A 25,021-nucleotide genomic window follows, 5' to 3' on the forward strand; every position below is an offset into this window, starting at 1 on the left:
AAAATGTTAGAAAAAATCAGGTTTGTTGTACCTATGTTGTACCAAAACAAAAATAGCCCAGTAAAAACAATGCTTTACTGGGCTATTTGTACCCGAGAGAGGACTTGAACCTCCACGCCCGTAAGGGCATACGCACCTGAAGCGCACGCGTCTACCAATTCCGCCACTCGGGCATAAAAAATCCCAAATCAATTACTCAATTCAGGATTTCAAAGATAGGGAGTTTTTAAACTTATTTCATACTCCGAAAGTCAAATTTTTTATAAAGATTTGAGCAGCTTTACCAACCGTTCCCAAGACTGATTACGAGCTATCACATTCGGGTCATCCATTGGTTTTTCAGGATCATCTCCACTGCGCATGTAGGCATGACCGGCACCTTCATAGATCTCATATTTATAAATTTTATTGAATTCATGCATGGCATCTTCGGATTTGGGGATTGTGGAATTTACGCGATTATCATTACCTCCATAAAATCCATAAACCGGAACCTGGATGTTAGAATATGCCTCGGTTTCGTCCGGACCTGTTCCGTAGAAAACGAAAGCGGCATCAATGGCATCGCCGGCGTTGGTGGCAAAACGGAAAGATTGAGAGCCACCCCAGCAAAACCCAGCTACCGCAATGGTGCCATCCCCGGCTTCAATGGTTTTGGCGTATTCAAGTACATTCATTAAATCTGTGGTAACGTGATCCGGTTTCAGGCTGTAGATGGCTTCCCGGGCGGCATCGGATGATTCAAAATCCGTTGTTTTTTCTATGCCGTCCACGGTATTGGAAATCAAATCAGGAGCAACGGCGATAAATCCTTTGCCGGCGAGTTGATCAGCAAAGCTTCGTGCCCAGGCATTCAGTCCTCGGTTTTCATGAATCACAATAACCACCGGCGCTTTCTCTGAAACTTCCGGATAGGCCACAAAATTATGAAGAGTTCGCTCATTGGATTCAATGGCTACCCATTCGTGATGCCGGGGTGAATTTTCGAGTTGCTCTATAGCATAATCTTGAGCAAAGGAAAAAGTCGAAATTGAGATGAGCAATAAGAAGAAAGTGGTAATTTTCATTTGACCGGAGAATTAATTAATGATGCAATATCGTAGGGGCAATTCATGAATTGCCCCTACGATATTTTTATACTTCAATTTAAAAATGGTTTCTCATTTTCATTTCACCAGCAACATTTTTTGGGTGAGTGTTTGTCCACCTGCCTCCAGCCGATAAAAATAAACACCCGATGAAAGCCCCGAACCATCAAAATTAACCCGATGTTGCCCAGCTGATTTTTGCTTTCCATCCACCAAAACCGCCACTTTTCGTCCCGTTACATCAAAAACTTCCAGGTGAACTAACTGGTTACTGTTCAACTGATAACTGATCACTGTAGTCGGGTTGAAGGGGTTGGGGTAGTTTTGTTGTAAGGAAATTTCAGTTGGGATTTCAGAAGGTTCAGGCTCACTGGAAACAGGTATTTTTTTGAGAGAGAGGGTTTCTTTGGTTTCAGTATTTACTTGAAGTAATTCTTCTCTGGTAAGCACATACAAGATATCTGAATCCGGTTTTTTATACAGGCCAGTAATGATATCGTTAAGAATTTTAAATGATTTAAAATTCTCTCCAAAATCATTTGAGATAAAAATTTCCGTACTGTCTGACAAGTAAAGATCTCCTGAAACAGACGGATCATGAGTTATTGCATGAATATCATTTTCTAAAGCCACTTCTGAAAACGCAATTTCTTCATTTACAAAAGATAATCGCATGACTTCCATACTGAGTTGAGGAGGAGTAACATCCCATTTTGATAAGAAATAATAATTATTCCCTCCAGCATCGAAGATCACTTTTGGAAAACCGGAAGAAAAGAAATCATTCCGAAGAATTAGTGAAAGAGAATCTCCATGATTTGTGGATCGTAATAAAGAATCTCCCTTGACTCCAAAATATTCTTGATTATGAAATGGATTGACACCAAGAATGGTAAAATTAATTAACAGAGAGTCAGGGAATTCGGTGTAATAACTAAGTTCCTCCCAATTGGAACCATCCAGCTTAGCACGTAGTGTCTTCCGAAGAGATGAATGTTCGGGTTTTGTTTTGATAACGATGTGTTCCATTGGGGTAGGTACTAACAGATAATTTTGCACAGTATCAATTCCGATAGTATTACCCGGTGTAGCACCTAAGCCTATTCGATTCCCGCTCCAATTTCGTAAGCTGGGAGTAAACGAAAAAGCATCATCGGAGGCTATTTTGAAAAGCCTATTTGGGTCTTTGGGATAAGGTTTATAAGCATAAAGTTTTTTATATGTACTTGAACATTCACTCCAAAGTCGTTCTCCTTCTTCAAATATCAAGGTGTCAACATTAGTGCTGGTATTAAATTGACGTAGATTGTTTCTGTCAATATTAAGTGAATAAGTTTCTGTTTCCCCGTCATAATTTGTATAACTACATTTTACACCATATTCATAGTACAACCTGTAAAACAAATGCGTAACTCCGCTCGAATCTTCCATGCCCCGTAATTCATGGAAGTAGGCTTCAGAAATATTATCCTGACCTAAAGCTGAAATTGAGCAAATTATCAACAGTGCTATTCCAAACAGTTTCTTCATTTCACCAGCAACATTTTTTGGGTGAGGGTTTGTCCACCTGCCTCTAGCCGGTAAAAATAAACACCGGATGAAAGCCCAGATCCATCAAAACTAACCCGATGCTGCCCGGCTGATTTTTGCTTTCCATCCACCAAAACCGCCACTTTCCGTCCCGTAACATCAAACACCTCCAGCCGAACCAACTGGTTACTGTTCAACTGATAACGGATCACTGTAGTCGGGTTGAAGGGATTGGGATAGTTTTGTTCTAAGGTGATTTGGTTAGGGATTTCGGAAGGCTCAGACTCATTGGAAACAGGAAGTTTTTTGAGGGAGGTTGTTTCTTTAGTTTCGGTATTTACTTCCAGCAGTTCTTCTCGGGTTAAAACGTAGAGAATGTCGGAATCTGGTTTTTTGTAGAGGCCGGTAACCTCATCTAAAACAGACGTAAGGGAAGTAAAAGAATCTCCAAAGTTTAAGGAATACAGGATAGAGGTAGAGTCAGATACATATAGCGCTCCGGGCTTTTTACTATCAATTGTTAAGAATTTTTGACTGGATGTTGCAAAATCTATCTCTGAAGATTCCCAGGAACCGGAAACTCCCAGGGAATCTGACCTTGAGATCCCTGAATTGTGCACATAGTACATGTGTAAGTCATCTGCACCAAACACTATTTCATTAAGTCCAATTGTACCAACTTTTGTAAAAGTACCGGAGTAGGTTTCACTTCGAAATAATTCCCCTTTTGGACCTCTTGAAAAGTAAAGGGAATCAATAGCTGGGTGAATTCCCAGCATCTCAAAGTCAAAAGACAGTGAGTCAGCATATCTTATAAACCCATCGTAATCCTTAAATTCCGGCCATTTTTGGCCATCACCGGGAAAAGGAATGGTAGTTCCATCTGAATCCATAAACAGGGTGTCTTGATTCGGAGACAGATAAAAATTAAGTGGAAAATATTCCTGATACGAATTCTGTCTCGATTGCTTAATCGCAATAGGGATTTCAAAATTTAGCGAGTTACCCAAATAATCTCCAACTCCGTGGTTATATTCGAAAGAAGAACTTATAACCCATTTCTTGGGATCATTCTCATAAAAATCATAATCATTGATCCCTTCAGAATTATACATGCCGTCAATACACCAGGGGCTGTAGTAGTCTTTGAATTTTATGGAATCTGATTTTGCTTCTGCATCAAAATGGTAAATATTATTTGACCATGATATAAGTGTTTGACCGCCGTTGTTTTCTGAACATTGACCTTCTGTTTTTTTATACATCCGGTAAAACAAATGCGTAACCCCACTCGAATCTTCCATGCCCCGCAATTCATGGAAGTAGGCTTCCTTAATTTTTGATTGTCCAAAGACAGAAGAAACCCCGGTTAAACATAGAAAGGATATGAGAATGTATTTCATCATAAGAAAAAGCAGTTACTTACCTCAATGTAACAGAAATGAACTAACAATGCACAAATATTAGGTGTTAGGTGTTCAAATAAACTTCTAACACCTCGCACCTAAAACCTTGAACCTATCCCAAATAAACATTCCAAACTGTCACTCAACTTTAATATCTTTCAGCCTTTGAGAATTTTACACAGAAAATCAGCTTAATGAGCACTATTGCCCACGAGAAGTACGAGGCGGTGATTGGCCTCGAGGTTCACGCCCAGCTTTTAACCAAAAGCAAAGCTTTTGCCCCGGTTACCATTCAATACGGAGGAGCCCCAAATACCCAAGTTACCCCGCTTTGCCTGGGACACCCGGGAACCTTGCCGGTGGTGAACGAAAACCTGGTTCGATACATCATAAAAATGGGATTGGCGACCCATTGCAGCGTGGCCGAAAAATCTATTTTTGCCCGTAAAAATTATTTCTACCCCGATCTCCCAAAAGGCTATCAAATTTCACAATATGACACGCCTATTTGCTTCGACGGTTTTGTGGATATCAGCCTGGATGAGTACGACAAACGCATCGGACTCACACGAATCCACATGGAGGAAGATGCCGGAAAGTCTATTCACGATCAGGATCCGTACAACACGCTGGTTGATTTGAACCGTGCCGGAACACCGCTTATTGAAATTGTTTCTGAACCGGATTTGAGAACGCCGCAGGAAGCTTACGCTTATCTTTCTAAGATCAAACAAATTGTTCAGTATCTGGAGATCTGTGATGGAAACATGGAAGAGGGTAGCTTGCGTTGTGATGCAAATGTGTCGGTTCGTCCGCGTGGACAAAAAGAATTTGGAACCCGCACCGAGCTCAAAAACATGAACTCTTTTCGCAATGTGGAACGGGCTATTCATTATGAAATTTATCGCCAGATCGAGCTGATCGAAGAGGGCGGCGAAGTGGTGCAGCAAACGCGGCTGTGGGATACTTCCACAGAGCAAACCCGTGCCATGCGTTCCAAAGAAGAAGCGCACGATTATCGTTATTTCCCGGAACCGGATTTACCACCCATCATCGTTACCAACGAATTGTTGGATGAAATCCGCGAGGAACTTCCGGAGTTGGCAGATGTCCGTCGCAAACGGTTCATGGAAGAAATGGGTATGAGCGAGGATGATGCAAATACCATCACCGAAAGCCGTTACCTGGCGGATTATTACGAGGAAGTGGCCAACAATCTTGGAAATCCAAAAGCGGCCTCTAACATTGTATTGAGTGAAGTACTTCGTGTGCTGAATGAGCAAAGCATTGACATACGAGATTTTACGATTTCGGCTCAGCGTGTTTCTGATCTGGTGAAACTCAAAGAAGATGACAAGATCAATTCCTCGGCTATGCAACAAATTTTCAATGCGATGCTGAAAGAGGACAAAGAGCCGGAAGAACTTGCAAAGGAAATGAATCTGATCCAGGTTTCTGATTCAGGATTTCTGGAGCCCATCGTAGATAAAATTATCGAAGATAATCCGGATGAAGTTGCGCGTTACAGAGATGGTAAGAAACAGCTTATCGGATTTTTTATAGGCCAGGCTATGAAAGCCAGCCAGGGTAAAGCCAACCCCAAATTGGTTAAAGATCTAATCACTAAAAAATTAAACGACTGATCACAGTCTTTAGGTTTCATGAAATATACCTCAATAATCTTAATAACCTTTTTTGCTTTATTTGTATCGGCATGTTCAAATGGCCCCAAGCCATTGGAAACAGTAGTGAAGGGGAATATCACCCTTTCAGATTCTTTACAGCAGGATGGTGACTTTTCCGGGACAAAGCTTACGATCGTATCCAGAGATTCCGCAAATTCCGTTTTGGATACCCTTTTTCAAGAAGTGACAGATGAGTCTGGGTTTTTCTCGGGCACAGTCCATTTTCCGGAGAAGAAATATTATCAAATGATCCTTAACCGGGATAGCGTGAATTTAGGTAATTTTGGGGTGATTCTTGCAGAAGGAGATACACTCAATATTTCAGCTCAGATTCCGGATATCCAACAGACGTTGCAGCTGGATTCCGGGGAGCATAATTCCATGAAGACCTACCTGCGTGTGGATCGGAATTTTCAACGGATCGGGCTTATTGCTCAACGAGGTGTGATGAGTGATTCGCAGATGGTTTCGGAGATCAAGAAATGGACGGAATTCTATTGGGATGTCTATGAAAAATATCCTAACACGATCGGGGCTAATCTTTCAGCAGAAAAATCAATTCATTTGATGAGTACCTGGAATGCCAATGAAATGTTGAATCGAATTGATATGGCACTTCCTAATGACTTTATCATGAATGTGGCACTGAATTATGCCCATCCTTATATCTCTGAAGTTAAAGGCTTTGACGCCGGTTCAAACTATCTTGATTCATTGAAGAACATAACTCAATCCGGTCAAATGAAAGAGATCATAGACCGGGTTAAAATTCAATTCTATTTCGATAGTTCACGAGTTCGGGAAGCCAAGGATCTGCTGACTAATTACGAACAAGCCTTTGATAAGAACTCTTCTTCAAAAAAATGGGCAAGGCGAATCAGATATGATCTGAATTATCTGGCTCCCGGTGTGCAAGCTCCTGATTTTTCTTTTATTACCATGAATGGGGATACCGTGAACAATGAGTCGCTAAAAGGCACTGTCTATATCCTTGAGATCTCTCCACTGGCAAACCGAATGTATCAGGACGATTATGACCGAACCGTGATCATACATGAGATCTATAAAAACTATGGGTTAAAGATCTTTACCATACCTTTGGATGCAAGTGAACTCACCGTGGAAGGCTTTTTTGAAGAACGTCGGCAGGTATGGGATATCGCCAAAATTGGCTCTTTCAATGTTCCAGATGTCATTCAGAAATTTAATGTAGTTCAAGTCCCCACTCGTTTACTCATCGATGAAAATGGCGTACTTATCAGGAAATATGAACGAGGAGAATTTGAGGATGTCATTCAGGGATTGAACGAAGCCTTTAGAAGTCAAAATTCACCAAGTTAAACTCACTCAATATCATGCGAAGATTTTTAATAGCCGGTAACTGGAAAATGAATTGTGGTCCTTATGATGCAGCCGAACTGCTGGAAGGACTCACCGAAAGAAAAGCTGAGATCAGCGAAGATGTGGATGTGCTGGTTTGTCCTCCTTTTGTATCTATCGGGATGGCTGTTAAATATTTGTACGATACCGATATTCAGGTGGGTGCCCAAAACCTTCACTTTGAAGAAAACGGCGCTTTTACCGGTGAGATAAGCGGAAGTATGCTCACCGAAAGCGGCTGTAATTACGTGATCATCGGCCACTCCGAGCGCCGGCAATATTTTGGCGAAACCGATGAAACAGTAAACAAGCGTGTCCACAAAGCGATAGAGCATAAACTGGCTCCCATCGTTTGTGTAGGCGAAAGTCTTGAACAGCGACAGAAAGAGGAACATTTTGAGCTGGTTAAAAATCAGGTTAAAAAAGCGCTGGAAGGTGTTTCCGAAGCAGAAGTCAGAGATGTGGTTATCGCTTATGAACCTATCTGGGCAATTGGAACCGGTGAAACGGCCACTCCTGAACAGGCTCAGGTAATGCACGAATATATTCGAACGGTCTTAAGCGATCTGTATAGTGAAGAAGTCGCCGATCAGATCAATATTCTGTATGGCGGAAGTATGAAACCGGCGAACGCCAAAGAACTGTTGAGTCAGCCTGACGTAGATGGGGGCCTTATTGGCGGAGCTTCCTTAGATGCGGACAGTTTTTCGGAGATTATCACTATAGCTGAAGAATTAGCCTGATCCATGAAATACAAGGTACTCCTGATCGGCAGTGGTGGACGTGAACATGCTTTGGCCTGGGCGATCTCAAAATCCCCAAAGCTTGAAAAGCTATACATCGCTCCGGGAAACCCGGGTACAGCGGCATGCGGGGAGAATGTAGATCTTAATACTTCTGACTTTGAAGTCGTGTGGGAGTTTATTCAGGAGAATCACATCAACCTCACCGTAGTAGGACCAGAACAGCCGCTGGTAGATGGAATCGCCAACTTTTTGGAAACCAAAGGACATCTTGTTTTTGGGCCGAAACTGCAGGCGGCTATGCTGGAGGGAAGCAAAGAATTCGCCAAAGAATTTATGCAGCGCCACAATATTCCTACGGCAGCTTACCGCGTTTTTGATCAGGATAATTTTGATGGAGCCGCTGAGTACATCAAAGAACAAAATAAATACCCGGTGGTACTGAAAGCCGATGGATTAGCTGGAGGCAAGGGCGTTTTCATTCCAGAAAGTGAAGCCGAGGCCATGGAGGTACTGGATGAACTCAGAAACAACGATTCCTTGAAAGATGCCGCCAGCCGCCTGGTGATCGAAGAATTTATGGTGGGCGAGGAAGCATCTGTTTTTGCTATTTCGGACGGAGATTCCTGGAAAGTGATCGGCAATGCGCAGGATCATAAACGCATCGGGGAAGGCGATACCGGATTGAATACCGGTGGAATGGGAGCCTACTCACCCGCTCCGGTTGTGACCGACGAAATTCTGAGACGCGTAGAAGAGGAGATCATTGAGCCTACCATTTCAGGAATGAGAGAGGAGGGAAATCCTTATGCCGGCATTTTGTACTGTGGGTTGATGATCACGGCTGAAGGACCAAAAGTAGTTGAGTATAATTGCCGTTTTGGTGATCCTGAATGTCAGGTGATCTTGCCCAGAATGAAAACAGACTTACTGGATGTGATCATTGCTTGTACACACGGAAAATTAGGTAAAACTGAGATCCAATTTGATGATGACGTTCGCTGTACGGTGGTGCTGGCTTCCGGCGGTTATCCCGAATCCTATGAAAAAGGCAAGGAGATCACCGGACTCGATGAGGTAGAAAATGCTATTGTTTTCCATGCGGGCACCAAAGAAGTAGATGGCAAAATTTACACGAACGGTGGACGAGTACTGAATATCGTGGGTTCCGGAAGTGATCTGAAATCAGCTATCGAAAATACCTACGCTGAAGTCAAAAAAGTCCACTTCGAAAAAGCTTACTACCGCAATGATATCGGAGCCAAAGGTTTGGAACATTGAACAAGGAACATCGAATATCGAACATTGAAGTTTTATCGTTTTTCGTTGATGAAAAGCAACTTCATCGTTGGATGTTCCGTGTTGGATGTTGGATGTTATCTTTTTTCGCCTCGTTCCACATGCTCTGCGTTGGACCGAAGAAGGCTCTGCCTTGGGCTTTCTTGCTAATATTTTCAGCTTCAATTTCCGCCCAGCCACTCCAAAAAATCTACTCCGGTTTAGATAACGCTACCTCTATTTCCGTAACTCAGAATCATATCTACATTGTAGAACAAGGAAAAAATCGCTTGCTCAAACTCGATCATTCCGGCACATTGATTGAAACCATTGGGGGCAGAGGTTCCGGCGATTATCAGTTTAGCAAACCTGTGGATGTGGACGCTACAAACGGACTTAAGGTCTTTGTTACGGATTTCAATAACCGCAGGGTACAGGTTTTTGACCGGCGCGGACAGTATTTGAGCAGTATTGAAGCGCGCAATACGTTTGGAGAAATGCGAGAATTCAATCCCTCGCAGATAGCCGTAGATCAAATGGGAGAGGTTTATTTTACAGATTCTGAAACCCGTTACATTCATCATTTTGACCTTGATTACAATGTATTGGATGAATTTAAAATCCCAAATGAAATCAAAACTGTTCACGATTTAAGTATTGGTTCTTCTGAAATCTTCATTCTTGACCGGGGTTCCGGGACTATTCACCGGCTAACACTAAACGGAGCCTATCAGGGATTTTATCCGGCAGAAGAAGTCTTGGCATTTTTCGCTGATGAATCAGGTCTTTGGACTTCCTACAAAAATCAACTGATCTACGAATCGAAAAGCGGAGAGGAAGTAACAGTTCCATTTGACTCTTCTGTTGAGCCGTTGGACATGTATGTAGAACGAACGTCAATTTTTTTACTTACCAAGGCCGAATTGTTCAAACTATCAGTGCCTGAACGATGATTAAACCGGATTTCATTTTCAAGGAAGATCTCACATTCGAGGATAAAGCCATCCGCATCTTTGAATTTCAGCGGGAACATAATCCGGCCTATCAACGATTTTGTGAAGCCTTGGAAATCGGAGAAGTTCATGATTTAGATCAAATCCCCTTACTCCCAATCAAGGCGTTTAAAGACTCAGACATTATCACTGCGAAGGATCATTCAGAATTTAAAATTGAAGATTTAGAATTCTTCCAGAGTAGCGGAACCAGTGGAATGGTGAGAAGTCGACATTATTTGATGGATCCGGAAATCTATCGTCAATCCATCATCAGGGGAATGCAGTATTTCTATGATCTGGATGATTTTGTGATCTGGGCCTACACACCGGGTTATAGCTCAAATCCAAATTCTTCGCTTATCTGGATGTTGAATATGCTCATCGAAAGAGATGGATCCGGATTGAGCCGATTTCTGGAACTCAATAAGCCGTTGGATGAATCTGAGGTTCAAAAAGCCACCGAATCAGGGAAAAAGCTAATGCTTTTTGGAGCGGCCTTTGGCTTGCTCGACTTGGTTGAAATGAAAGAGACAGAACTGCCTGATGAATCCATTGTAATGGAAACCGGTGGAATGAAAACTCACCGGAGGGAAATGAGTCGCGAGGAACTGCATCGAAGACTGGCCAACGGATTTGGAATCCCGATGTCCAACATTCACTCCGAATATGGAATGACGGAGTTGCTGAGTCAGGCCTACAATCCCGGGGGCTATTGGTTTGGCACTCCGCCGTGGATGAAAGTAACCATCCGAAATCCCAAAAACCCAATGGAAGAAGTCAAAATCGGAGAGGAAGGACTGATTGGTGTGATGGATCTGGCCAATTTATATTCTTGTTCCTTCATCTTAACGGGCGATAAAGGTATTCAGGTTGGCGGAGGAAAATTCCAGGTGCTGGGACGATGGAATCCCCAAAACCTTCGCGGCTGCAATTTCCTGATTGACCGGGATTGATTTTTGCCACGAAAGCACAAAATCATGAAATGGATTTAAATTGGTATTTGAAATTAACTTACGAAGTTGTGAAGATATCGTATATCCCTCTGGTCAAAAGCTGAAGCTTTTATCCGGTCTCCCTTCAAAGGGAGAATTTTCGGAAATAAAATTATGATCATTTTGTGGAAAGGAGAAAGTCCCTCTTAGAAGAGGGAAGGAAATGATCTTCAGATCATTTACAGGGAGATGTAAGAGATAGAATTGCAGCAACAAATACGAAAACAAAACCTGTGCAACGAATCACGAAAATATCACAAACACTAAAAAACTGGCTCAATCCAAAAAATCCGGTTCTACAAAAAGCCATTCAGCAAACTGTCGAAGAAGGATTATTTAGCATGGAAGATGTAGAATTTCAGCTCAATGTACTTCGTGAGAATGTAGAAAACGGCGAAATTCAGGAATGGATCAAACGAGCGGGATTGAATGATCGGCAGAATGCGAAAGGGGAAAAAGTCCTCTGTTTGCATGCCGGAAATTTGCCATTGGTGGGATTTCAAACGGCACTTGGGGTGATTCTTTCCGGAGCCGGTTACTATGGAAAGCTCTCCCGAAAAGATCCGTATCTCCTCGGTTCATTCTTAAAAGAAATGCAGAATTTGAAATTGGATCAGCAGATCAAATTTTCAACAGACCTCAATGCTTTTCAGCAATTGAATGCGGATGCAGTAGTTTTTGCCGGATCAGAAACGTCGGTTCCCCAGGTAAAAAATAAGATCAGCAAGCTGAAAGCCGCTCTAAAAGAAGCGAATTACATAATCCGTACAGCCAAGTTTTCCATCGCTTACCTGGATGAATGGAATGAGCAGGTGAAGTGCGAATTGACAGAAGCCATGCTTCGGTATGGTGGAAAAGGATGTCGTTCGGTGGCGTTGGTGGTAGCCAAATTTGAATTGGATGAAGTAAAAGAAGAATTACTATCGGAGATGCAGGAATTCTGGGAGAAGAATCCTCAGCACCAAAAACCGCAGCCGGAGCTGAAGTATCAATATGCTTATAACAAAGGCATTCAGCGCAACCAGCTTTGGCTGGAAGATTTTTTAATTCAGGAAACTGATGAATTTCCCGAAACCAATTTTACAGTGAACTGGGTGCGAGGAGATGAGGAAAAAGTACGGTCACTCAGAATGAATTTTGGGAACGTGGTGCAGTCGGTTTATACGACCGGAGCTGAAATTAATGGCTTGAAAACGGAGCCACTTTCAAAAGCTCAAAAACCACCGCTTTGGTGGAAACCGGATGGGGTGGATGTGGTTAGAATACTTCTCAAAAGCATAGATAATTAGTCGGGTATTTCCCCCCACTTGTTTTGGAAATCAAATACCTGAATTTTATTCCCACTACGGTTCATCAGAAGTTGATCTTTCATTGGATCATAATAAATGTTGGTAGCTATTGTAATTCTGTTTTCTGTATCAAGTTTTATGGTTTCGCCGGTATTGAGATCTTCCAGATAAATATAATCGCCGCTGTAAATAAGAATATTTTTCTCAGGAATGTAGCAGATCCCATTTATCCCTCCATAGGCTGCTTGTGTTACACTTGATTCATAATTCATGTTTAAATCTATTTTGCGGATGTTTCTTCCCCAACTATAATAAAGTTCAGTTCCTACAAGGTCCATAAACGGCGATAAGTTTGATGAAGCTTTTGAATATAAAATATCCTTTTCAAAAGTGGAGGTATTGTAAGACAAGATATAGTCTCTCATATTAACGATGACCTGATCCGCGTGATTACTGGCAATAGATCGTCTTGGGTATCCCATCAACCCTGTGTCAAGCGTATTTGATTTACTTAAGGAACCCTGTGCGATATTATAATGCAAAGCAACCGTTTTATTTATGGCATGATTGTACCTGAATAAGACAATATGGGAATTGTCTGAAGTAAAATTGACGCTATTAAAGAATTCATATCCCAGAAAAATTTCGTTGATTTCTTCAAAGGGATTTAATGAGTAAATCCAAACAAAGTAATTATTAGTAACTTCGTTGGGGTAATCGCCCAGGGTTTTACGGCCCAAAACGGCTAAATGCGTACTGTCTGGTGACATAATGGGTCGGTAAAAGTCACCACTGCTTTGTAAATTAGTATACACATTTTTAATGGTGGCTAAGGTTTCTAACGATTTGGAGTCCATGTTATACTTATATAAAGCATCTGATTCATCTCCGGCTAAATAAAGTATTCGTTCAGATTCAGACACGACCCATTCTCCAATGCGACCACCCGGTATTTCATGATTGAAAGAAATATTGGTGAAATTTTTTACTGCCCTGCTTCTGGAGGTTTTTGAACTCATTGATTTTACCCGATAACGATATTCCAGTTTCTGATCTAAATTAGTGTCGGTGTAAAGTTGAGTTTCCTGGGAATAGTTAGCTGCAATGGTATCTATGTTTTGGAATTCCCCATTATTAATGGCTCTCTGGATAACAAATTCAGAGGTTTTAATATAATATTGCTGATAAAAGGTCCAACTTAGTGTTACGCTGTTTTCAGATGCATGGCGGACTGTAAAATTATCGGGCGTTGGAGTTCTAAAGTAATCTGTGATAGTTCTTGCTTTAACCGGTTTATTTTTATCTACTGCATAAAGCTCAAAGGTATGTTCATTATATGAGGCATTAATTTTTGTAGTTAGGGAGGTCTCATTCTTTCCGACCCGATAGATTCTTTTTAAATCATCGACCTTATGAACGATTTGATACTGCCCTTCAAATGGAGCGTTATGCACCCAGGAGAATGTAACTCTATTATCTCGAAGTGCCTCTACTTTAAAATTCAGAGGTCCATTGATTACACTATTATTGCTCAGGTTCGAGAAAAATGTATAACTGCTGTCAGCTGAAATTAAAAATGGTCGGATCCTGACGCCCATACTGTATAAATTGCGGTAGGGAATGATAACTTTATCATTTTCAAAACCAAGAGTATCGATTGGTATCCATTTAGGTTCAGATGGGTCATTTAAATTGATAGCAACTTCTATTCCATCACTGTAGGCAAGTTGATTCGTCCATTGGGCAAGTAGTCTTTGATTTCCATTATCTGCTGATAAGTTCAGTCCTTTAATGTTACCAAGTTGAAGAAGCACGCTCCAGTTTTCAAGATTGGTCGAATCAAACTGAACCTGGTTTTTATTATAGACAAATGGAATAACCCGATATTGGGTTTGATTGGTTAATATCCTGCTTTCATCCGTAAATGAAGAAAGGAAAGGTTTTAAAGTGTCTAAGGTTTCGTAAGTATCATATAATTTCTTTTGTACCAAGTATCCGTCAATACGTGCGGATTCTTCTGACCAATGAAGCAAGACTTTTTTATCAGAGGTTACTTCAAGTTCAATTGAAGTTAAATCAGGGGTATAAGAATTTGAGTCTGGGTCTTTATTATTATCCCTTTTAAACTCAGGTCCAGTACTGCAGGAAGCAAGAAAAATGACCAGAAACAGAGTGGATAATTTTGCATTTTTAAATCTGTTCATGATCAAAATCTGTAAATTAATGTAGCCTGTGGTAGGTGCCCAGAACCTATTTTATAAGCTTCAATATAAAAACGAAAGGGTTTATTATCTTTTTGATAACCACCATCCGGTTCTCTTTTCATTCCATCATAAATGTTGTAGGCATAAACAAAAATAGACGAAATAAGAAAAAATCTACGCTGATTATCTAGCTTCCTGACCTTGGCTTGTTGGCTATCAGCAAGGTCGCCCCATTTTTTTGCCAAAGATTCTGTAGACGCAATTTCATATTTACTTTTATAACTTTTAAATATGTCATAGGCTGATTTATACTGATTGAACTTATTGACGGTGGACGTAATCAGAATAAAAGAAGCTCCTGCAAAAGCTAAAGACCTAAGTCTTTGACGCTTGTAAAATTGAGCAACCCCGGGTAATAAAGAAAAAAACTTTGCATTACTTTCAAGTGGTCTTTTGACCATTTTGTAAACATTAACTCTTTTTTCTTTCACTTTTAAGGAAAACTCTTCTTTACCATAGTGTGAATTTTTGATGGTAATTTCTTCATTTCTTTTACTGCTTTTTAAAGTAGCAAAACCTTTACCCAAATATTCATCACCCAGATATATTTCTGAGTTATCATCAGTGTAGATCATAATGTTTGCATTGAAGGCATTAAAGGCCGCAACGTTGCCATCATAGTTATTGACGTTTATTTGATTATTCCTGAATTCATGGGATAGAACCGTGGTGTCGCTAGGGACAATTAGAAGACGCGTCTCAAATTTTGGAGCAAAGGGAACCGAAAGGTTGATTAGGTTTTGACCTTCAGGCAGTTTAATTAATTCCTGACCTGATACTTTTCGGATATCAAAGAAGTCATTATTAATGACCGCATAGGCCGAATCAGCATCCAGATTTAATCGCAGAAAGCCTTTTTGAGTATGCTCCTGAGCAAAAGTAGTAAAAGGTGTGATCAGTAGCGCCAAGAAGAGTAGACTATATTTTATCATTGTTTGACCACTATCCAACTTTCTTTGAAATCATATATCGTAATTTTATCATTGAAGAAAGCTGCCAGACGGTCCCCTTCATCATTCAGGATCAATCCGGTTAGATAACCTCCAATGTTGTATTCTTGTATAATATTATGATCATGTAGCGATTTAGATGAGCATTCTATTCCTGAAACGTAAGGGCTGTAAGATCCATATTGTACACCACCCTGACAAGCCAACTTGCCTTCGGAAGCAGCTGAAAAAGCTCTCATTTCTCCCCAGTTCGTGGTGAAACTGATATCATTGGTTTGAATATGGTCCAGAGAATGTGCATCAAGCTTAACGATATTATCCTTATTGAACAGGTATAGATCTTTCCCGTTATTGGCCACTTTCAGATTGTTCTCTCTCCAGGCGGATAGATATTGAGAAGTATCCAATTCCCTTTTTATCGAAGGATCATTGGCATCAAAAATGAAAAGTTTGGTGGAATTTTGTCCGTATGCATAAAATAAATAATGGTGCGTATCGGACGAACTTACTTTGATATTGCTACTGTAAACTTCGCTGGAAATAATGGAAATAATGTTGTTGTGCTTAGAATTATCCACATTCCATATAGTCAGGTTCAGGTTAGAAACTCTTTCATTGGAATTATTGGCAAAGTACACATAAGCGATCAAGATTTCAGAATCAGAAATCACTTCGAAATCCACTGGAAAAGTTGGATTGGCCCCTGCAATTCCCTCCCTGTAATTTGGAATGGTTTCCAGTAATCGATAGGTATCGCTGTCCCAGACTTTGACATGATCTGCAGAATTAGAAGTCAGGATCACTTCTCCATAATTACCATAAGAGGCAAAATCAGCAGTAATTATTTCATAGGTATCATCAAACTCATTAATGCCAAAATCAAACTGATGATCTTTTCGCTCACGAGCAATGTCAAAAACTTCTGGGTTTACTTCCTGATCAGCGATAACAACCTTTTCGGAATTTGCATCAAAACTGCCATTCGGTAGATGATTGATGAAGGAAGGAGTGTTAAGTCCTTCAATATCATTGATATTAAAGTCGTAAGTAAGTAGTTCTTTTTTTTCATCGGTTACATATTGACCCCGTTTGCCCTTAGTTTTAAAAAGGTAACTCTTACTTTCTGATATTGGAAGTGTATATGAAGTGTAAGGTTTTTGAAAAGGAATTTCCGAATCCTGAACGATAATGGAGGTATCGGTACCAATTTCAGATATAGTCACCTGAAAAGAATCAAAGTTAACACCTGAAATTATTCGGGAGGAATCTGTTTTAGCACCAAAATGCAGTTCCGCGATTCCGTTTTCAAATGTTGAGGTGTTAAGTATTAAAGGCGGGGAGGCTTTGATTACCTTTCTTTCAATCGGTTTTAATTCCGTCTCTGCATTGTCAAGTCTGATTTTGTATAAATAGGTAGCAGTGGTATCCAATTCTATGTCCAAGGGATACTGTTTAAAGGTTTCATTTGCCGAAATAGAACCAAACTCTACGGGATCCCGATCTTTTTCCTTGAGATATAATTCAATCTGATCGAAAATAATATCTTGGGTCGATACTCTAAATTCTATCTTGGGATCATCCTCAAACGGGAAGAAAAAACCTGAAATACGAAATTTATTACTGGTATAGACAGTAGACTCAGAAGTTGAGTAAAGTGTATCTTTTTCACGATAATAAACACTCTTAACTTTATACCAGGCTTCAATGCCGTTAAAAGCTTCTTTGTCGTTTAAAGCGATCCTATAGTTATCGCCGTCTGAATTGCGACTAATGGGATCGAAAGGAACCTGTCCAATTAATTTAAAATTACTGCTGTCGATATCAGAACGATATACTTTGAATACATTAATATATCTTTCACTTTTGGGAACTTCCCATTTAATCCGTAATAAGTTTTGATCTCCATATCTGTTTCTGGGTTCCACAACTACATTTTGTGGGATTGTTGGACGGTAGCTATCCGATTTAGGGTCTACGTTATTATTATAACTCATAGTGGGTGGCTGTTTACAGCTACTCAGGACCCCAAAAAGTAAAATGGGTATCAAAATAATTGCATAATCTCTGATTTTATATGTATTCATATCAATCGAGATTAAACGTTAGAGAGACCAATGGATGGTTATTGCGGGCAAAACCGGAGGACGAGGAGATTCCCACCTTTGGTTTCCAGGAAACTGAAGAATGGCTGTAGCCGTCTTTGGGCTTCCTAAATCCATCTAAAGTGGAAGCCAGATAAACTGCGGCAAGGGTTGCCAGGGTGATATTAAAATTTAATCCTGTGTCTTTAAGATTTTGTTCAGCCGTACGTACTTTTTGCCGGTATAAGACAGCATCCTTTGAGGTTTCAGCTGTGTTATAAGCTTTTTTCCATGTTGAAAAATCACTTTCAAAATTTGAATATCGGTTTTGCTGCACAATAAGATTCGCTATCAAACCGGTTGTTATAATGGAAGTGATCAGTGCTTTTTTATATTGTCTGGAAGAGAAATAAGCTCCTCCCGGAAGATACTCTAAAGCGGGTGATAATATGGAAGGATCTTCATTGAACCGGGCATACCTGAATTTTCTATATGTGTTGGTTTCAATGGTTTGCTGTAAGCTGCCGAATTCAGGATGTTCGATAAAGATTGTATGTTTTCCATCTTCTGAGATTAATTCAGCTTGTCCGACTCCAACAACCTCTCCATCATAGTAGATCGTTGAACGTTCGTCGGTGATAATTCGGAGATTATAACCGTCGAGTACGGTCCTATAAGACGAATAAGGTTGAATGGGGAAATTTCCAAAACGTACCTGTACTAAATTAGTTTTGTTTTCCTCAAATTCGTAGGATGAGCTGTAATCATTGATCTCTTTCCATACCAGTGTTACCTCATGCTCTCCAGGGCTTACAGCGAGACTATCATTATTCCAGAGCAGATAAGGCTGTGAAAAGTCATTATCAATAATTACATAGAATTGATCCAGATTAGTCCTGACTTTGAGCCAGGTTTCTGATACTTCATCAGGGGGCTGCGCTTTTACTGGGGAAGAATACCCCCATAAAAGCATTAAAAAAATGAAAGGAATGATGATTATTAAAAGGAATCTGTGGAACATCTACTGTTTTGAACTGATTTCAGTTAGTACAATAGTAACTTAATAAGTTACTAAAAAGCAAAATTTTAAGTGCTTTGTTGAGACATTTACATCCCCTCTATATAATCCCCAAACTTCCATTCTGATCTGAAATCAGGGTTGAGCTTCTGTTGGGTCAGTAAAGCCTTTACCATAGCTACGGGAATGCTGTTGTTTTTCAGTATAGCATCGTGGAATTCCTTCTCCGTCATTTGTCCGGATTCAACCAACTCCATTCGCAGCGAATAAAATTGCATGGCCCCAACCATGTAGGCGATCTGATAAAGCGGACCGTAATTTCCCTCAAAAGAACGTCGGACCTCAGCTTCGGCATTGGCATACTCGTGTCCTACTTTGTCCACCAAATAATCAATGCACTGCTGCGGTGTCCAGTTGCCGAGGTGATAATTCAAAGAAAATACAATTCGGGCGGCACGATGCATACGCCAGTAGAGCATTCCTATTTTGTCTTCGGGTCCGTTTGGAAACCCTTTTTCCCACAACAAAAACTCCCAGTATAAGGCCCAGCCTTCCGTCCAAAAGGGAGTGTAAAACATACGCCGATGCGTCTCATAGCGCTGATTCATGAATTGCTGTAAATGGTGTCCGGGAATCAATTCGTGATGTACCACTGCTTTAGAGAAATGGGGAGTATTGCCACGCATACTCATCATCTTGTCTTCATGACTCATCGTATTGGTAGGATATGCGATTCGAACCACTTCACCCCCTAAAAAGAACGGTGCGATCTTCTGCCACTCGGGACTTAACATCACCATGCGCCAGGTTTCTTTGGCAAGATCTGGGATGGTTACCAAATCTCGTTGTTCTAAAAAAGATACTGCTTCTTCGGCCAGGTCTTTAACCAGAGTAGGTTGCTCGCCGGCTTCCACATGCGTGGTTTTGACGTATTCCAAAGCGGCTTTCCAGTTGTCATCGTAACCGAGTTCACGGGAGGCTTTCAGCATTTCGTTGTAGGTCCACTCGTACTGCTCGTTGGCTATGTCGATCAGTTCCTGAGGTGAGTATGAGATCATCTCGAAACCTAAACGGCGGTTTATCTCATCTTCCCCAATCGGATTTCCGACAATGCCGCTTTCATCCACCGATTCTTTCCCGGTATCAAAATGAGATTCGGCATATTCGGCGTAGGATTTCAGGGAGTCGTTTAACGCTTTATACGGCTCTTCCACCCACCAGGTAAAATCCGGATCAAATCCGAAGTAGAATTCGTAAGCTTCGGTGATTCCGTCATGAAGTTCTTCGATTGCTTCCGCCAGGAATCCAGCTTGACGCTTACTCAACATTCCAAACTCTTCCAGTTCTGTCTTTTTTATACCGACTTCTTTAGCCCACTTATTAAACCAAGTGGCTACTTCTTTTCCATCCATGGACGAGCCATTTCGCCGCAGGTTTATGAACTCCATCGCATCATCTTTGGCCGGAATAAATCGTGAAAGCTCTTCGAATTGAGTTTGTTCAGAATGAAGGAAATAAGCCGAACGCTCGAGATCATTTTTTAAAAGAAGGTAGTCCACTTTTTCAGAATGGGGCAGCGCATCAAAATTCAACGTTTCCAGTTCACTCAGCCAATCAGAATAAAGTCGGTCGAAGCGTTGAAAATATTCATCGGAAGGGTGAATGGAGTATTTTCGGTTGAGGGCTCCATGATCTGCCTGATATTTTGTGATCAGCTTTGATAGGTCAACTGCCTTATCCTGGGCATTGACTTTGGTAAATAGCAGGAATGATACTGACAGAAAAAAAAGAGTGATTAGGCTTTTCATGAGGCATTCTCAACGAATTTGTTAGAAAGTATAGGAAGTGATGGATTCGTGGTATTTCACTAAGTTATTTTTATGATCTCTCAAATACAGCCGGATCCTGAAATTATAATTTTTGCTTACGGATAGATTCGTGGCTACTCGTATAAACTCATCTTGAGGGTACTCAATCTGAATGAATTCGGACCATGAGGAAGCTCCCTGCTCCTGAACATCTATGACAGTTAAATCGTCAAAACGGGTGTTTCTAAACCATTGGATTTTTAATGTATCACTATCTGCAAATGCCGCTACATTCCGGATATTTCCATAATCTATAGAATCGGTCTTCTGGCTATATTTGTTTCTGATCTTACCTTTCTCATTTCTTAGAAATGAGGTCACCCGGTAAGTCAGCTCCAGAGAATATTCATTAGATGAATCGGTAAAGGCACTTACAAAGCCAAGTGTATCAATGCTGACAAACTTATTATCTAACTTTTTTTCAATAATAAATCCTTCTGTATAAGAAGATTTATTTTGCCAGAAGATCCTCAGGTTTCTATTCTCAGTATTTGCCAAGGCTGAAGGCTGTGTGAACTCTGCTATAAATTCAGGAGATTTAGGATCGTTAGGATTGCTTCTGCGGTCATCAGGTCCGGTTAAGCATCCATGCAAAAAAAGAGAAAATATCAAAAAGCTGAATAGTCGCATTATTTTGCTAAAATTTAATTTTTGCTCCTGCAGAAATATATTCATCAAAAACAGGTTTTAAGAAGAGTTCAAAAGTTCTTGTATTCTTTTCTTCATTCTTTTTAATGGAACGAATTTTATCAAAAGCATCGATGGCAAAGACCCCAAAAATGGCCAAAAGTGAATAATTTCTTCGTTTGAGGTACGGTTTCAGCCTATTGGATGCTTGTTCCATTTCATTTCCTAATTCCAGAGCCAGACTTGGATATTCAGCAAGCAGATATCTGCTTCTGGTCTCCTGAAACAGGTCTAATTGTTCTTTGTATTCCAACTGATATTTAAGCGCAAAGGAGGAAGATATCGCAAATGCACTAATTATTAAGCTGGTTTTTAAATATTCTTTATTTCGAAACTGATATATCCCGGGAATAAAATCAATGGTACTGACAGCGTGATCTTTGGAATTAAAGAAATATGATTCATAAAGAACTTCCTCTGATCGCTTTACTACGAACTCTTTTTGCCTGAATTTTGGGTTGCTAAAAGTTAATTTTTGCTGTTCACGTCCTAAGTCAAAGATGCCAAATCCCGTGGAAGATTGATTTTCACCAACTTTGATCTTTGAAGATGAGTCACTTAAAGCAACGAGATCACCTCCAATCAAATATCGTATGGATGCATTTTCCCTTTTCAAATCTATTTGATTCCGGGTGAGGTCGAATTCATGGCTTATTGAGTAAACTGAATCTCTTAATACATTCTGAGCAATGTATTTGTCTTTGTTGGTAGGATAGGAAAGGAACAAATGGTAAAAGCCATTCTTAAGGTAGACGGTATCTTCATCAGCTACTTTAAGTATAGCGGGATTATTTAAGTGAAACTGAACAAAAGCGGAATCAACATTAAAATCAAAGATGATAGCACTTGTTGCCGCTTCTCCTGTTAAAGCATCTTTTTGAGCAAATGTTAAGCCGGTTACCAAAAGCTGAATAATGCAGCAGAGAAGTATATTCTGAAGAAGTCGATTTATTACCATTTGGATTGACGGTAAACAATTAAAATTTAAAGAAAAAGGTAGTACAAACAATTTAAAATTGGTAGTCCATTGACAGTTTAAGCGAACAATATTTCTCAAATTCACTTATCAAGAGTTTCAGATATAAGATATTTGATATGTTATTCCCTCCGTAAACTAATTCACAAAAAGAAATAGAGATTCTTATCTTATAGCTTCCGATAAATTTCAGAATACAAAACAATATAAATGCAGTCGTACAATCCGGATAAGATCGAGTCTAAGTGGCAACAATATTGGCTCGAAAATAAGACCTTTAAAACACCCACTGATACTTCCAAGCCTAAATATTATGTATTGGATATGTTTCCCTATCCAAGTGGTGCGGGACTGCATGTGGGGCACCCGGAAGGATATACGGCTACCGATATCATTGCGCGCTATAAGCGGATGAATGGATTTAATGTGTTGCATCCAATCGGTTGGGATGCATTTGGGTTACCGGCCGAGCAGTATGCGGTGAAGACGGGAACGCATCCGCGCATCACCACTGAAAAGAATGTGAATAAATTTCGTGAGCAGCTTCAAGCCATTGGCTTCAGTTACGACTGGGATCGCGAAGTAAATACTACTGATCCGGATTACTATAAATGGACGCAGTGGATCTTCCTTCAGCTCTATAAAAAGGGTTTGGCCTATGAAGATGAAGTGGCGGTGAACTGGTGTCCCGAGTTGGGAACTGTGTTGGCGAACGAGGAAGTCATTGATGGCAAAAGTGAAGTAGGCGGACATCCGGTCGTGCGTAAACCCATGCGACAGTGGGTGCTTAAGATCACCAAATATGCCGAGGAATTACTGGAAGGACTCGATGATTTGGATTGGTCGGAATCCCTGAAAGATATGCAACGCAACTGGATCGGGAAGTCGATTGGAGCCGAAATTGATTTCGATGTGGATGGATACGATGAAAAATTGCGTGTATTCACCACTCGCCCTGACACTATTTTTGGGGCTACCTATATGGTTTTGGCACCGGAGCATCATCTCGTAAATAAAATCACTACGGATGAGCAGAAGGAAGCGATCGAAAACTATAAAGAAGAAGCCGCCAAGAAATCAGATCTTGAACGACAGGAGCTCTCTAAAGAAAAAACCGGAGCTTTCACCGGAGCCTATGCGATCAATCCCGCCAATGGGAAAAAGATCCCGATCTGGATCGCCGACTATGTACTGGCGAGTTACGGCACCGGAGCTATTATGGCGGTGCCCGGACAGGATGAACGAGACTGGGAATTTGCCGAGAAATTTGATCTGGAGATCATCCGCACCGTAGAACCTCCGGCAGATTTTGACGGAAAAGCGTACACCGGGGAAGGAAAAGCAATAAACAGTGAGTTTCTGAACGGACTGAATATTGAAGATGCCAAGAAGAAGATCATTCTTTGGCTGGAAGGGAAAGGAGCCGGGAATAAATCCGTGAATTATAAACTGCGCGACTGGCTGTTTTCACGTCAGCGTTATTGGGGTGAGCCGTTTCCTATCATCCATGTGGATGGTAAACCTAAACCTTTACCGGAATCTGAACTTCCGGTTACCCTTCCCGAAGTGGACAAATATCAGCCTACCGGAGATGGCGAGCCACCACTGGCCAATGCCAAAGATTGGGTGAATACTACCGATCCTGAAACAGGTAAAACGGCAAAGCGCGAAACCAACACTATGCCTCAATGGGCCGGTTCTTGCTGGTATTATCTTCGGTATATCAGTCCGGAATTTGATGGTGGTCCCGTTGATCCCGATTATGAAAAATACTGGATGCCGGTGGATCTTTATATAGGAGGTGCGGAGCATGCCGTCCTTCACTTATTGTATGCGCGATTCTGGCATAAAGTGCTGTATGATATTGGCGTAGTTTCAACCAAAGAGCCGTTTCAGAAATTGGTAAATCAGGGGATGATCTTGGGAGAAATGGAATTCACGGGTCCTGATGGTGAGAAAATCGCAGAGGACAAAGTTGAGAAAAAAGGCGATGGTTTCTTCCTGAAAGGAACTAACACCAAAGTAGAAGCCCGCGCTCATAAAATGTCCAAGAGTCGCGGTAACGTGATCAACCCGGATAATATCATTGCCCAATACGGAGCCGATTCACTTCGATTGTATGAGATGTTTATGGGGCCGCTGGAGCAGGTAAAACCCTGGAGTACCAAGGGTGTGGAAGGGGTGAACCGATTCCTGAACCGCGTTTGGAGATTGCTGGTGGATGAAGATTCAGGCGAGATTTCTGACAAAGTTAAGGACATCGAAGCGACCAAAGAACACTTGAAGCCTCTCCATGAAGCCATCAAAAAAGTAACGGAAGATATTGAAGGGCTTCGGTTTAACACCGGAATTTCAGCGTTGATGATCTTCGTGAATGAAGCTAATAACTGGAAGGAGATTCCATTGTCGGTAGCTAAAGAATTTGTGCAGATTCTGAATCCTTTTGCTCCTCACATTACCGAGGAATTATGGAGGATGTTGGGTGAAGATGAAACCATTGCCTATACAAAGTGGCCGCAATTCAACGAAGAGTATCTTAAAGCCGATGAAATCATGTACCCGATTCAGGTGAACGGTAAAGTTCGCGGAGAGCTTTACGTGGATGCCGCCAAAGCCAAGGATAAGGATTATGTTCTCAGCCTGGCCAAGGAAGAAGAAAATGTAGCCAAATACCTGGAAGAAGGGAATTTGGTGAAAGAGATCTTCGTGCCCGGAAAAATTGTCAATTTGGTGGTGAAGTAGAATAGTTCGCTGATCTGTCCTGAAAAATGCACTGATCTTTCCAAAAGGC

The 25,021-nt window shown here is 41.0% G+C and carries 18 protein-coding genes and 1 tRNA gene; 8 read left to right on the top strand and 11 right to left on the bottom strand.

The genetic code is table 11. The features are described 5' to 3' along the window. Window positions 1-89: 89 nt before the first annotated feature. The 4 genes from B151_RS0101140 to B151_RS19260 form a co-directional block, all read right to left on the bottom strand. Window positions 90-173, bottom strand: a tRNA-Leu gene (locus B151_RS0101140). Between the two features lie 87 nt (window positions 174-260). Further along, window positions 261-1,067, bottom strand: coding sequence for a dienelactone hydrolase family protein (locus B151_RS0101145; protein WP_020401749.1), 807 nt, complete (start codon window positions 1,065-1,067; stop codon window positions 261-263). Window positions 1,068-1,166: 99 nt separating this feature from the next. After that, on the bottom strand, window positions 1,167-2,618 hold the full coding sequence (locus B151_RS19255) for a T9SS type A sorting domain-containing protein (protein WP_020401750.1): 1,452 nt from the start codon (window positions 2,616-2,618) through the stop codon (window positions 1,167-1,169). Continuing rightward, entirely contained in the window at window positions 2,615-4,024 is a 1,410-nt protein-coding gene (locus B151_RS19260) for a T9SS type A sorting domain-containing protein (RefSeq protein WP_083909842.1), read from the bottom strand. The genes B151_RS19255 and B151_RS19260 overlap by 4 nt, the downstream gene beginning before the upstream one ends. Before the next feature lie 194 nt (window positions 4,025-4,218). Between B151_RS19260 and gatB the strand changes: the two genes are divergently transcribed. From gatB to B151_RS0101190, 7 genes are all read left to right on the top strand, one after another. After that, entirely contained in the window at window positions 4,219-5,667 is a 1,449-nt protein-coding gene (gene gatB, locus B151_RS0101160) for an Asp-tRNA(Asn)/Glu-tRNA(Gln) amidotransferase subunit GatB (protein WP_020401752.1), read from the top strand. An 18-nt stretch (window positions 5,668-5,685) separates the two neighbouring features. Continuing rightward, window positions 5,686-7,050: a peroxiredoxin family protein gene (locus tag B151_RS0101165; RefSeq protein WP_020401753.1), complete on the top strand. Its 1,365-nt coding sequence runs from the start codon at window positions 5,686-5,688 to the stop codon at window positions 7,048-7,050. A 14-nt stretch (window positions 7,051-7,064) separates the two neighbouring features. Then, window positions 7,065-7,832 (top strand): triose-phosphate isomerase, encoded by a 768-nt coding sequence (gene tpiA, locus B151_RS0101170; protein WP_020401754.1) that lies wholly within the window; start codon window positions 7,065-7,067, stop codon window positions 7,830-7,832. Between the two features lie 3 nt (window positions 7,833-7,835). Next, a complete protein-coding gene (purD, locus tag B151_RS0101175; RefSeq protein ID WP_020401755.1) occupies window positions 7,836-9,113 on the top strand; it encodes a phosphoribosylamine--glycine ligase in 1,278 nt (425 codons plus the stop codon). Window positions 9,114-9,232: 119 nt separating this feature from the next. Then, complete coding sequence (locus B151_RS0101180; protein ID WP_211207803.1) at window positions 9,233-10,063, top strand: NHL repeat-containing protein; 831 nt, start codon at window positions 9,233-9,235, stop codon at window positions 10,061-10,063. Next, window positions 10,060-11,058 carry a LuxE/PaaK family acyltransferase gene (locus B151_RS0101185; protein WP_020401757.1) on the top strand — a complete coding sequence of 333 codons (999 nt, stop codon included), beginning with the start codon at window positions 10,060-10,062 and terminating at the stop codon, window positions 11,056-11,058. The genes B151_RS0101180 and B151_RS0101185 overlap by 4 nt, the downstream gene beginning before the upstream one ends. Window positions 11,059-11,330: 272 nt before the next feature. Continuing rightward, window positions 11,331-12,386 carry an acyl-CoA reductase gene (locus tag B151_RS0101190; RefSeq protein WP_020401758.1) on the top strand — a complete coding sequence of 352 codons (1,056 nt, stop codon included), beginning with the start codon at window positions 11,331-11,333 and terminating at the stop codon, window positions 12,384-12,386. Here B151_RS0101190 and B151_RS0101195 read toward each other — a convergent pair. The 7 genes from B151_RS0101195 to B151_RS0101225 form a co-directional block, all read right to left on the bottom strand. Beyond that, window positions 12,383-14,590, bottom strand: coding sequence for a fibronectin type III domain-containing protein (locus B151_RS0101195; RefSeq protein ID WP_040516377.1), 2,208 nt, complete (start codon window positions 14,588-14,590; stop codon window positions 12,383-12,385). The genes B151_RS0101190 and B151_RS0101195 overlap by 4 nt on opposite strands. A gap of 2 nt (window positions 14,591-14,592) precedes the next feature. Continuing rightward, window positions 14,593-15,558, bottom strand: a complete 966-nt coding sequence (locus B151_RS0101200; protein ID WP_020401760.1) for a hypothetical protein — start codon at window positions 15,556-15,558, stop codon at window positions 14,593-14,595. Between the two features lie 20 nt (window positions 15,559-15,578). Further along, window positions 15,579-17,594, bottom strand: a complete 2,016-nt coding sequence (locus B151_RS0101205; RefSeq protein ID WP_020401761.1) for a hypothetical protein — start codon at window positions 17,592-17,594, stop codon at window positions 15,579-15,581. Between the two features lie 91 nt (window positions 17,595-17,685). Further along, complete coding sequence (locus B151_RS0101210; RefSeq protein WP_020401762.1) at window positions 17,686-18,702, bottom strand: hypothetical protein; 1,017 nt, start codon at window positions 18,700-18,702, stop codon at window positions 17,686-17,688. Window positions 18,703-18,788: 86 nt separating this feature from the next. After that, window positions 18,789-20,507 (bottom strand): DUF885 family protein, encoded by a 1,719-nt coding sequence (locus tag B151_RS0101215; RefSeq protein ID WP_020401763.1) that lies wholly within the window; start codon window positions 20,505-20,507, stop codon window positions 18,789-18,791. A 21-nt stretch (window positions 20,508-20,528) separates the two neighbouring features. Continuing rightward, a complete protein-coding gene (locus B151_RS0101220; protein WP_157470634.1) occupies window positions 20,529-21,197 on the bottom strand; it encodes a hypothetical protein in 669 nt (222 codons plus the stop codon). A 7-nt stretch (window positions 21,198-21,204) separates the two neighbouring features. Continuing rightward, entirely contained in the window at window positions 21,205-22,212 is a 1,008-nt protein-coding gene (locus B151_RS0101225; protein WP_020401765.1) for a DUF5683 domain-containing protein, read from the bottom strand. 228 nt (window positions 22,213-22,440) lie between these two features. Here B151_RS0101225 and leuS point away from each other — a divergent pair, with 228 nt between their 5' ends. After that, window positions 22,441-24,972: a leucine--tRNA ligase gene (leuS, locus tag B151_RS0101230; RefSeq protein ID WP_020401766.1), complete on the top strand. Its 2,532-nt coding sequence runs from the start codon at window positions 22,441-22,443 to the stop codon at window positions 24,970-24,972. The last annotated feature ends 49 nt before the right edge of the window (window positions 24,973-25,021 follow it).

The sequence above is a fragment of the Gracilimonas tropica DSM 19535 genome, assembly GCF_000375425.1.
Lineage (GTDB): Bacteria > Bacteroidota > Rhodothermia > Balneolales > Balneolaceae > Gracilimonas > Gracilimonas tropica.